This window comes from Corynebacterium sp. CQ3829_602738, assembly GCF_054478435.1.
The window spans coordinates 2,093,116-2,104,782 of record NZ_CM137003.1; the positions used below are offsets into that span (position 1 = coordinate 2,093,116).

Here is an 11,667-nt window from a genome sequence, read left to right on the forward strand (position 1 = left end):
CCTCGTACATCCCAGTGCAGGTGCCATGCATTGCTTCCCACTTGCCACCACCAGCGAACTTTGTCGGGGGAGCCTCTGCTACAGCAGCGAGGACAGGTAGGAGCTTCCCCGCAGCTTTGTTTGGCCACGAGGCAAAGGTTTCAAGAGAGGGAACTGCACCATCGTCAGGACGCATGAAGAACTCGACCGAGTGCGATGCATCTGACGACAGCCGCGGAGTAGACACTTCGCGCGATTTCAACCGTTTACGTTTCCCCACCATTCCCCCTTGATGTTGGGTCAAACACTAACAAACGCGGCGCTAACGCGCAGCCTGGTTTCTCGCTCAGCGCTGCGCAAGCTCCAAAAACGGGGCCGGCAGCAACCCGCGCAGCTGATCGCCAAACTGCGAGGCGATAAGCCCGAAGGCCCCGCCCAGCCCGGCAAGAATGCCGATGACCAGGGCAGCCTTCGCGCGAGCAGACGAACCCTCTGCCGAAGCAGAATCAGCCTCCGGTGTGGGGTCTGTTTCCGATGACACCGGAGGCGTCGATAGGCGGTGCTGCTTTGCAAAGTCCTGGTACTTGATCATTTTCGCCTCGCCCTGGGGATTGGCCGGTCCGTGCCCGTCCTTGAAGTCCCAGGCCTCGACGCGGATGCGGTCGTCGTAGACCTTCACGCGCAGGCCGGTGGCGGCCTTGTCGTCCACGATTTCCTCGTCGTGGTCGCCGTCCGGCAGGTACTCGTTGAGGATCGCGCCCGTGTTCACTACGGGGAAGCCGATGGCGCCTTGCGGGGTGCCGTCGTAACGCCTGGTGCCCCACCAGTTGTTCTGCTTCAGCGAGGAGTGCGAGTGGCTGGTAAACGCGACGATGTCGTTGTACTTGGACAGCACGTCCGAGATGGCCTGCTCATCCTCGAAATCGTTCTGGTACCAGGCGGAATGGCTCATGGACACGGTCCCCGGCAGCAGCGGGTGGGTGAACACCAGCGCGGTCACGCCCTGTGCGTCCCAGTGCGCGAGGCGCTCGTCCAGCCACTTGAGCTGTTCAGCAGAGATGCGCTGGAACGGCTCTTTACCTTCGCGGTCGATGTCGGAGTAGTACTCCGTGTTGATGGAGATCAGCGGGGTGCCGTTCACTGTTGCGTGGTCGCATCTATCAACACCGTGGTGGGTATCGGGTAACGGTTTGGTGAGCATCCAGTAACAGTCCGGAACAGGATTCCGGTGACGCGCCCCGTCAGTGCGCCGACATTGTCAGAGACGCCCGTCGTGATCGACTGTTGGGCGGCCTCAACTCCAGCGCCAAGAGGGGAGGCTGGACTGTCCGCCAAATCTGATCGAGCCAGCGGTGTTCGCACTTCACTGTTCAAAATGCCCGTGAAGCTCTCGCAGCGCAAAACACCACACTCTGCACGTAGGGTCGCGGTGCGGTTGATCACGAGGCCAGTTGAAAACCCACCACACCGTTACCAAATACCTGGTCTAAACACTTGTTCTAGGTCGTCAAGGAAATGTCGTCCAATAATAGGGCGACCCCGGAACCATTGGGCGAGCGGCGTTACTCAGGAAAGTTCAACGTTGGCACTTCACCATCACTGCACCGTGAACTGGTTATCCGAGCAGCAACCGAGGGTATCTCGTTGAACGCCCTAGTCAACCAGCGTCTATCGTCGAGCTATCGCGAACGAGCGGCCCCTTTTCATTTCCCGCATCACCATTACCGAGCCGAGGCCGATGGACCAGGCTGCGGAGTGGGCGAATGCTTCGGAGAGTTTGGAGATGACGGTGTCACGGGCGCTACCAAGCTGCGCGCCCACCTCGCTGTTCGCGCCGCGAAGCTGCCCGATGAGCGCACCCGCTGACGCCTCGGTTGCCCGCGCCAGACTGTCGCGGGCATCTGCCGGTACTGCCTCGACGGAAATCAGCGCGCCGGGGATGGTGCGCGACATTGCCGCGCCCCGGGGCAATAGGGGTTTCGCCGACGACAGTGCGGCCGGTAGTACCAATGCGCCTCCAACACCTTGAACCGCGCAGGCACCGATGAGGCTGCCGGCGCTGGTCGCAATCGCTGCGAGCAGTGAGCCGCCGACGAAGAGGATCATACCGGCTGAGAAGGTGGTGCGGCGCCTGATGCGATCACCGCGTCGGCCCATACCAAAAACCAGGCCGCGACGATGACGTTGCAACTCGCGTTGACCCAATGCGCGTCGGTAAGACTGAGGACGAGTGCGGCAGTGGTTGTTGGCAAGGCGACGCCGACAAACGTGCCGCCCATAACGATGAGGGTGAGGCCCGCCGCGATAACGGCGGGAGCTTTCCAGCGACCGGGGTATCGGGTTTCTGTATTTACCGTTTCCGCGCCGTGAGCACTACGACCGCCTCGGGCGCCCCGCCATCGACCGATGGGTGAAAAAGGGGCTGTTTGTTACCGGCGCTCAATTGCCCAAGCACACCGCCCGCCGCGCCGCCGGTGTGGCGGAGCAGCGGGCGCAGGCCGCTACCAGAGCGGGCTCACCCGCGTGTCCGCTTAGGCGGTCTTTCTGCGAGTTCCCATCGCAACACCGAGAGCGACGATCGCAAACCCAACCAGCGTGGACACTAGGAGCCCGGCACCTCCGGTTCTCGGAAGATTACCCTGCCGGATGTTCGCAACCGTGATAGTCGGCTGCCCGTCCGTAACACCTGTTGATGTAACCGACACCCCTTCGGCGAGCAGTTTAAATATCGGCCCGTCACCCGAGTTCGTGATCTCGAACGGGATCGCCGTCGGCAGCAACGAGAATCCGGGCGCTGCCTTGGTCTCAGCGAGGTAGTAGGTTTTGCCCAGTCCCAACGAAGCTTCCGAAAGGAGGTAACCGTCCGCGGGCTTGAACCCGGTCACCGTCTGGGTTAGCGCTTGGTCCTCAAAGACGGTGAATTCGACACCCAAGTTGGACAGGTTCTGCGGCGAATCGCCATTTTGTCCCATCTTGATGATTCGCACACGTGTACCTTCCGCCTTTGTCACCGGAGTGCAATCCGTATCGTCCCTGCCATTAACCGCAACCTTGTTGACGATGAACCCGTTACTAGCCTCACATTTATCGGAGCTTGGTGCTGTATACCCGTTGCTCACTGAGTATTTGAAGGTGACGTTGTAGACGTGGCGACCGTTGCTCACCTCCCCTGCGGTGCTATAGGACTTTGGATCGAATAGGCCTCCGCGCGTACCTCGCGGGGAGATGGCTCGGTCCTTTTCAGCGTCCTCTCGGCCGGGATTATTAAGGAGCTGTCCAGCGTACCCTCTCCAGTCCGACCCGGGGCTCCGACAATCATCGAGGCGGAATTCGACCGCCCCTGCGGGCAGGCCCGGATAACGGTCATCCCCCCCGCCGCTCCAAGAACACCGAGTAGTGCTGTTTTGGATACCGAATTCGTCCGTCCGTGTCACGGAGTACCCGGTCACCGTAAGTCCTGCCGGAACTTGCGGCTTTTCAACAATCGGGTCAAATTCCAACGGAGCGGTGCCGTTGTTTTCCACCACGATGTCATAGGAGACAGTGAAACTGCCGTTGGTGTCTTCGGTAGGTGCCGTATAGGAGGAGGAGACCGCCTGCTTGCGAACGTCGAAACGCGGCGTGCACTCATCAACCTCCCCGCGGGGTTCGTCTCCCTGCGGAGTCGGATCGTCATCTCGCGGGGTGAGTGAAGCTTCGTTCGCTTCACAAACGCCGGGCGTGTTCGTACGCGCCGATACCACCAGCATCAATTCCTGTCCCACGGGCACCGGTCCAGTGACGTCCCAGGTAACTACGTTGCCGCGGACTGACGGGTTCACCGTAATGCCGGACATAGTGGATTGGTTATCCGCAATCCACTGGTGGGTACGGACGTCGCTGTAGCTCGCCGGAACCTGGTCGGTCACGACGAAGCCGCGGCTCGCGGCCGGACCATTGTTCTTGACCGTGATAGCCCAGTAGATACGGCCCGACTCGTATTCTCGTCCAAGCCGTTCAGACAGGTAATTCTGAAACTCTGCCTCGTTCGAACGGGTGATTTGGTTCTTCTGGAAGACCAAGTCGACGCTCGGACGCGGCACATCCTGACAATCCGACGCACTGGCTGATCCGCCCGCCCAGTTCAACGCTGCCTCGTTATACAGGCCGTTGGGTTGGGTGGTTTGCCCACCAATGCACTTCTCCTGAGAGTACGTATCCGAGCTCGCACTCATGGCGAGGTCAAACGCCACCCTTACAGTGTAAGTGTGGGTCTGACCGCCTTCGATGCGGGAGCGAGAAGCGAGGGGGTACTCCCCGTTCCGCGCGCTGACGGTTGTGAACGCTGTGCTACTTGGCGTCTTCACTTCCACGCCAGTGATATTGACGAGCTGCGCGAATCGAGGGATGTCGTTCAAGTCGTAGAAGGTCGCCAACCCGCTCGGGTTCGCAACGTCGATGGCGTACTCGATGGTCCCGCGCCCATTTTGGTCAAGTTGGGCAGCGCGAGTCACCTTTTTCGACACCACGAGGTCAGCCTGCGGTACGTCCTTGCAATCCCAGGCGGACGCGGTTCGATCGCCGAGCCACGTAACCGTGGTCTCGTTGTACAGTCCGTTCGGTTGGTCCGTCCTGCTTCCTGCGCATCTTGCCTGGTCGATTTGGTCAGCCTCAACTTCCCGATTCTGGGCATACTCAATATGCACCCGGTAGGTATGCTCCTGGCCGGAGGCAATAGTCTGCCCCCTCGAAATGACAAACTGTCCAGGAGCTGTTACATCCCTCAATCTCGTGCTGTTTGGCCCGTCGGCAACTTGGACTTTGGTGACCTGAACCGAAGATGCGAAACGGGGAGTATCAACGAGCTCGTATGCCTGTGCTGGAACACCATCCTCAGAACGATTGGTGACTACAACGTTGTAGTCAATTGACATTACGCCGCCGTTCGCGCGCGGGTCGCGTTGTTCAGCCACGACCTGCTTGGAAACGTCAAGCTTGGGAGGACAAGCGGCGGTCGACGAGTTATTCCCTGGCGTAGATTCGATATCGTGGTTTTCCACCGTTGCGGTATTGGGTGAGCACACGGCGTTAGGACCAACAGCCGCATACATGTAAAGCGTTACAGATTCGCCGGGGTTGAGCACGCCGACGCTCCATACAACTGTATGCCCATTGACAGCCATGTTGACCGGCACGTAACGGCCAGAGCTGGTCTCTGAGTCAAACTGGCGAAATGTCGCCATATCGTATCCATCGGGCAAAGTATCAGTAATACTCGAACCTGAGCTCACGGCTGGGCCGTTATTGGTCAGTTTGATGGACCACACGCTGTAATTCGCGGGGTTCGCATTCGGCCCCGAGGTGAACTCTCTACGGATCTCTTCCGCAGCGACCTCCGCCACTTCAGTACCGGTGAGTTCTTGCTTCACTAACTGGAGATCAGTCGCGATCTGCGGTGTGCGCCTGCCATTACTGGCAGCGTCGGTGTTAAAAGAGAAGGGCACATCTTTCAGCGTTTCTACAACCTGAATATTTGGGCCGGAGCGACCCTGCGTGATCCGAATCCGCGCGCCCCCCGCTCCACTGCTCGATTGCCCGCCTACCGCGACGCCGAGATCGCCATTGGGGTACGCCCAGGCCTTACCCCATGTGGTTTGGGCTGAAATCGCATCGCCGGACGGGGACGTCAGCTGACTACGGCTTAGGGGGTAGAACGTTACGGTGCCGTCCTTCAAGTTTCGGCGTTCCACAACAAAGTTGCTGTTTGCGCCGGTGCGACCAACAAGCGCTGAACTCACCACACCCCATGCATAACCCGGATCGTTAGCCAGGACCGCGACGTCCTCCGAAAAGAACTTCCAATTGTCGCTAGAGGTATTGCCACCATCCATACGCGTGCCGCGCGGTACGTATCCGTTCACTCCTGTACGTGAAGGGAGCGGGATGCGGTAGATGGATTTCGTTCCAGATGTCGAGGAGTTTGAAACGTATAGGTACCCATCGTCAATCGTGCCCGTATTGATCAGTCTAAAATCGTTTGCGCCCGGACTGCCTTTGGCAAAAAGCAGCGTGTCATTCTGCGCCATCACAGGGCCAAGATTGCGCACCTGACCGGTTTGTGGGTTGATCTGCAGCAAATTACCGGAAACGTAGCAACTTGTGTCTTGACCTCGATATTGACTGATTGCATAGAGCCAGTTATCTGCAGGGTCGTAGGCGAGGCCGTTGTAAATCCACCTGCTGTAGCCGACGTTTTCGAACCGCGCCTCACCTTGACGTTGGATATCGAGGGAGGTGTAGACCATATCGTCCCGATTACCACTTTGATTCTGTGCGTTACGCGACGTTGACACGTACACCTTGAAGCCCTCTTCGATTTCACGCTGAGAGAGCTCCCGCTTCCCCAAGGGGGCTGACATATCCAACTCATTGCTACCGTCGGACAGCCTGCCCCGCTTAATTCTCCTGTTCGTGTCGTAGCTCATATCTGGGACGGACCCACCAAAGCCGTAGGGCGCGCATTGCCCGGTTTCACCTGGAACAACGATGTCGTTACCAGTTGGCGAGGACCAAGCTCGGAGAGTGTAGCTATCTTTTGAGCCGTTCGGTGCAGTTGGTCCCGAGGAGAAATTGACAGAGAGTGTGTCCTGACGACGCACTTGGACTCTTGCGTCGGTCGGGATGGTCACATCAAGACCAACGACTTTCCTTGCACCAGAGGGGCTGTTCGCATACCTAGGGGTAACATTCCTACCGTCTACAGTTACTGATTGCTGGCCGACTTGGACAGTGACCGGCCCTGCGAGATCCTGCATTCCGTTACCGGGGGCACGACCGTAGTTATAGTCGATGGTCAACCGAGTCAAGTAAGCGGGGTTCGACGCGACGCTTTGTACTTTCGCGTCAAGTCGACGGCCGGTCGATTGGCCCGCCAGAGCTCGGTAGGTGGTGCTCTCAATTCCCACCTCCGACTCCTTATTCTCACCGGCAGCTCGTGCCAATCCCACGCCATCCGGGTTCACGGTTGCAGCCGCGTCCGCGTTCTTACCGTATCCAGACGCGGACAGTTCGCGGGCAGAAGGTACCTCTTCGCTTTCGGCGATCGCGTAATCCGCCTCACCGGAGGTTCGAACTTCAAACTCCACCTCTCGTGGAGGTACCTCGCTTAAGGCGTCGAGATCGAACGCGAGGTAACCTCCCTCTTCCGTATTCGCATAACCGTAAAATTCTGGCTCTAGATCCTGCCCGTCGATAGTGAGCCGCAGGATTTCTTCAATTTCACCTTCACCTACACGCTTGATGGCGAAGATGTCCTCTGGCGACGCCTTTGCCCCGTAACCCCACACCTCTCCATCAGGATCGTTAACGGTAACGAGGTCGACCCCTTCTGTCCGCAAAACCTGCACTGGAGATTGCTCAGCTGCACTCTCTTCGGGGGCAGCAAGGGAGCTGGTTTCAGTCGGCTCGACATCCACGGACGTCGATTCGGCAACTTCTGGGGCCGTAGCGGTCTGAATCGGCGAGTCGACGTCGACCGTCTCTTCCGAAACCATGTCAGCGTTGACCCCGGACTCCTGCGCCTCAACCTCGGCCGGGTATGAACCCAACCCCGCCGTCAGCGCCAGAGATGCCAGGACGGCGGACAGGCCACGGACGGAGCGGCGCACCTTCGCGTTGCGCGCGCCAGAGTGCTTCATTATGTTTCGCATTCTTTCTCTCCTTGTCCGCCTCTATTGCTGTCCGTCGTTGTTTCGCCTGGCGAGGAAGAACCCGCCGAGAATGAGTATCACTGCGATGCCAGCCAGCCACAGCACGTTGGCACCGGTCGAGGCCAGTCCCCCGTCGCGGCTTTTATCTCCGGGGGTGGAGACCGTGGTCGTCGCCGGCGGCCTGACCGGGGTGGTTGGCACTGTGGACACCGTCGCCGGCGGCGTCGATGTCACCGTTGTAGGTGGCTCTGCAACACTGGAAGTCGGCGTGGTGACCCGGGTGGTTTCGGTCTCGGTGCCGGGAGTCGTGGTCACCGTCTCGGGTGGGCGGGTCCGAGTGGTGGTGCTCGGCGGACGGTCCGGTTCCGGTTTCGTCACCACCACATTTTCGTACTCGAACCCCTCACCCGATGCGCTACCGAGAGGCAGAATAATCAGCTTCGGGCTGGACAGATGGTAGTTGTAATCCGCGTCCGGCGCGGACTCCTCCAGCAGGTACAACCCTGGGACCAGATTGGTGAAGTTGGCTACGCCTCCGCCGTCGGTTGTGCGTGTAGTGGTGCTAATGAGGGCATGCGACGCGACGTCATCGAGCGAAAAGCCCTTTGCTGCCTCACGGCCTGCGGATGTGGTGACATCGATATCCTCTACGCGAGATAGCGTGAACTGCGCGCCTGCTATCGCGGACGGCTTGGCACCCTCCGGCACGTCATCGTACGGGTTGGTGGCAACCTTGCGCACGGTAAGCGAAAGTCGCGCTTCTTTGTTCACGTTTTCAGCCACCAAGTTGGTGTCGTTGCCGCTCACTACACGGCTGTCGGCGAGCGCAACCGAGGCGCCCGCGGCCGACACGCCTAGTACCGCAGCAGTGCAACCCACTGCAAGCTTCTGCCGGATCTTCATTATCGCTTCCGTTCTCCATCCAACGAGCGAGCCAGTTCGCGGCTGCGCTGAGCAGGTACGTTGGCGTCGCCGGTACCAGTGGTCTGTTTCTTCCTCTCCCGCATCAGCCACCAGGTCAGGCCGACCAGAATCACAAGCGACACCGCCCCCAGCACCCACATCCACCACTGCACGGTGGAGGTGGATTCGTCGAGCACCTGCGCCTCGTCCGGATCCATGGGCACCCGCTCCGCGTGCACCAGCAGGCGGTGGGTGTTGATGCCGTACGGGGTGCAGGTGACTAGCGTGAGCAGGTCACGGTTCGCCTCGGCTCGCAGGCTGTCGGTCTCGTCCGGCAGCACGACCTCGGTCTTGTACACCTGGTATTTCAGGCGCTTGCCGAAGGTGGAGATGTAGATCGCGTCGCCTTCCTTGACGTCCACGAGGTCGTCAAAAAGCGTCGCGGTGGTCAGGCCTGTGTGGCCGGTGATCACTGAGTGGAACCCCTCGCCACCGGTTGGCAGCGCGGAGCCATACAGGTGGCCGAGGCCCTTTTGCAGCGTGTTGTCGCTGGTGCCGTGGAAGACCGGCAGGCGCACGTCGATGGACGGAATCGCCAGCTGCGACATCGCGGACACACCCGCGAGGTGACGCTCGTACTCCTTGTACTCCGCGTTGTCTTCACTGATGCGCGCCAGCCACGGATCCAGGATCGGGCCGTCAGTGTGCGTGCGGTTGTACTCCACCGCTGCCTCGTACGCGCGATTCACCTGCTCCGGCGGAGCGACCGACAGCTGATCCTCGTACTGCTTGGCCACCTGTTCCTGCACGTGGTTGTTCCACTGCGTGGAAATCACCGGGTACATCAGCACGAGCAGCCCAACGAGAATGATGAGGACCGGCAGGCCGACGCGCTGGAAAAAAGACTTCTGCGCCGGCTGTTGCCGGTGCTTCGCCTTCACTGCGGTAGTCACCTGTCGTGTCCTCTCTTTGGGGCCGTCGCCTATCGACGACCTCCGGTTTCAAACTGGGGCAGGTATTTTTCGCCCTCCTGCCGGCGGGCGTGCGCGCCCCGGTTGGTGTGCCGGGGCGCCTCCCTGGTCAGCGCTTGTTAGCAGCCACTAGACCAAGGTCCGCGCTTTCGCTTATGCGGACTGGGAGTTACGACGTGCCGCGTAGACACCGCCGCCGATGATCGCAAGACCAGCCAGCGCGATGATCAGCACACCCATGCCACCGGTGGCCGGAAGGAACACCTTCGTGGACGGCTTGTTATTGACCTCTGCGTGGATGAGCGGGGTAGCAACCTGCTGGTCGTTCACTACACGATCTGCCAGCTCGAACTCGATCGGGAATGCCTGCGGGATACGCTCATAGCCTTCAGGAGCCTTGGTCTCAAGCAAGCAGTAGCCATTCTGAACCGCGGTGTGAGCCTCGCCAGTCAGAATGCTGCCGCCGTCTGCAGGCTGGCCGTTCACGATCTGCTGGTCGACCTTATCGGTGATGTGGAGACCGTCGATGGTGAGCTGACCCTTCTCGTTGGTCGTCCACTTGGCAGCATCACCAATCTTGATCTTGTTCTCGTCGTTGACCGGGTTGCACTTACCGGTCTTAAGGTCACGGGTGTACAGCTCGAACTCGGCGCCCTCCAGCGGCTGGTCCTTCTTGCCATCGCCGTACTTCAGAAGCTGCAGCTTCGCCAGGAAGGTGACAACCTCAGGGGTGTCCTCTGGTGGTGGTGGAACGTCCTTCGGCTTGCGCTCCGAACCCGTCTCGCCAGTGATAGACGGCACGTCGGCGGTGTTTCGGATCTCACCGTCACCGTTATCACCGATTGGACTGAACTCCGCCTCCCAGTTGGTGACAACCTTGGCACCACGGTGGTTATCGTCGAGCCACTTCAGACCCGCTTCGTTGAACTCGACCGTCCGGCGTGCGTTGTACTGCTTGTCGCGGTCATCACCAAAGGTGAAGTCTTCCTCAGCGGTAAGCGTGTAGTACTGAGCGTCGACACCTACGAGGGAGCCGTCGGCCTTCTCAATCTGGACCGGGTTGGTCTCGCTCAGACGCAGGTTGGACAGCTCATTCTTGTTGTAGTAGTCCACGACGTGGAAGCTGTTGAGCTGAACATCCTTGTCGGACGTAGCACCAGGGATGTTGCCCTTGATCTGGTACTGGACGGTGTCGCCGACGTTAACGTTCTCGTCCTCGAGCTTCTTCGTCACCACGGTGTTGGTGTTCTTCGGGTAAGCGTGAACGTTGTAGTTCCACTTCGAAGTGTCCTTCGGGTTCGTCATCGGGACAAACACCACGAACGAGTCAGACTTGTTCAGGTTACGACGAGCCTCACCGTTGACGTTTGCCTCCGGGGAATCCAGCTCAGTTACGCGGTATGCGGCGATCTTCACGTTCGGCACCTCGACGGAGCCATTTGCGCCAGTCGTGACCGTGGTCTTGAGTCCGTCCTGCTTCGGCTTCGCCGTCGCCGGGTTCTTCGCAGCCTCAACAGCCTCAAAGAAGCCCTTGTTCGTGGTGATGTCATAGTCGAGCTCTTCAACCTGGAACTTCACTGCGGCCACGTTCTCGCCACCGGTGTACTTCTCGTCGGCCGGAGTGTCACCCGTGATCTCATTACCGGTGGGTGCGCCGGTCTTCGAAACATTAAGAATCTTGTGGATCGTAAGTGAACGTTCAGCGGTCGGGTCGATGGTCGAGGGGTCTGCACCTTCGCCCTGCTCATTCGCCAAGGCTGCGTTCTGTTCAGCACCGTCCTGCGCCAGCGCGTCCTGCGCGGCGATACCAGCGGAGCCGGCGAAAGTCAGGCCCGCGGCGATGGCGATCGCGGCGGTCTTCTTGATGGCAATTGCCATGGGAAATCCTTTCGGAGAATCGAAGTTCGCTGGGCCCGAGTAGCGGTCAGCGATGGGAGGTTGAGCTGGGAGACGACAAACTCGTCCACGCCACCTCTGGGCCCAGCTTGGGCGCCAACGCTGACCATAACGGAACCGTAAATCGGTGTCCATACTCGCTTCACGCGAGCTGTCAAAACCGTAAAGCGCTGAGAAAACATCAGGTCAGGTATACCTACGCTCGAAAGGGTGTTAGCCCAATGTTACTT

7 protein-coding genes and 1 pseudogene are annotated in these 11,667 nt (G+C 59.6%); 1 reads left to right on the top strand and 7 read right to left on the bottom strand.

Going from position 1 to position 11,667, the window contains the following annotated elements; all coding sequences use genetic code 11:
- Positions 1-325: 325 nt before the first annotated feature.
- Positions 326-1,180 carry a hypothetical protein gene (locus ACX1NL_RS10140; RefSeq protein ID WP_458898077.1) on the bottom strand — a complete coding sequence of 285 codons (855 nt, stop codon included), beginning with the start codon at positions 1,178-1,180 and terminating at the stop codon, positions 326-328.
- Between the two features lie 335 nt (positions 1,181-1,515).
- Between ACX1NL_RS10140 and ACX1NL_RS10145 the strand changes: the two are divergent.
- A pseudogene (locus ACX1NL_RS10145) lies at positions 1,516-1,656 on the top strand (toxin-antitoxin system HicB family antitoxin); the annotation flags it as partial.
- Here ACX1NL_RS10145 and ACX1NL_RS10150 read toward each other — a convergent pair.
- From ACX1NL_RS10150 to ACX1NL_RS10175, 6 genes are all read right to left on the bottom strand, one after another.
- Positions 1,648-1,932: a hypothetical protein gene (locus ACX1NL_RS10150; protein WP_448230726.1), complete on the bottom strand. Its 285-nt coding sequence runs from the start codon at positions 1,930-1,932 to the stop codon at positions 1,648-1,650. The pseudogene ACX1NL_RS10145 and the gene ACX1NL_RS10150 overlap by 9 nt on opposite strands.
- Before the next feature lie 149 nt (positions 1,933-2,081).
- Positions 2,082-2,258 (bottom strand): hypothetical protein, encoded by a 177-nt coding sequence (locus ACX1NL_RS10155; RefSeq protein WP_458898078.1) that lies wholly within the window; start codon positions 2,256-2,258, stop codon positions 2,082-2,084.
- A gap of 252 nt (positions 2,259-2,510) precedes the next feature.
- A complete protein-coding gene (locus tag ACX1NL_RS10160) occupies positions 2,511-7,667 on the bottom strand; it encodes a DUF6923 family protein (protein ID WP_458898079.1) in 5,157 nt (1,718 codons plus the stop codon).
- A 21-nt stretch (positions 7,668-7,688) separates the two neighbouring features.
- Entirely contained in the window at positions 7,689-8,570 is an 882-nt protein-coding gene (locus ACX1NL_RS10165; protein WP_458898080.1) for a SpaA isopeptide-forming pilin-related protein, read from the bottom strand.
- Positions 8,570-9,523 carry a class C sortase gene (locus tag ACX1NL_RS10170; protein WP_458898081.1) on the bottom strand — a complete coding sequence of 318 codons (954 nt, stop codon included), beginning with the start codon at positions 9,521-9,523 and terminating at the stop codon, positions 8,570-8,572. Before ACX1NL_RS10170 ends, ACX1NL_RS10165 begins: the two co-directional genes overlap by 1 nt.
- A gap of 171 nt (positions 9,524-9,694) precedes the next feature.
- Positions 9,695-11,419 (bottom strand): SpaH/EbpB family LPXTG-anchored major pilin, encoded by a 1,725-nt coding sequence (locus tag ACX1NL_RS10175; RefSeq protein WP_458898082.1) that lies wholly within the window; start codon positions 11,417-11,419, stop codon positions 9,695-9,697.
- Positions 11,420-11,667: the final 248 nt, after the last annotated feature.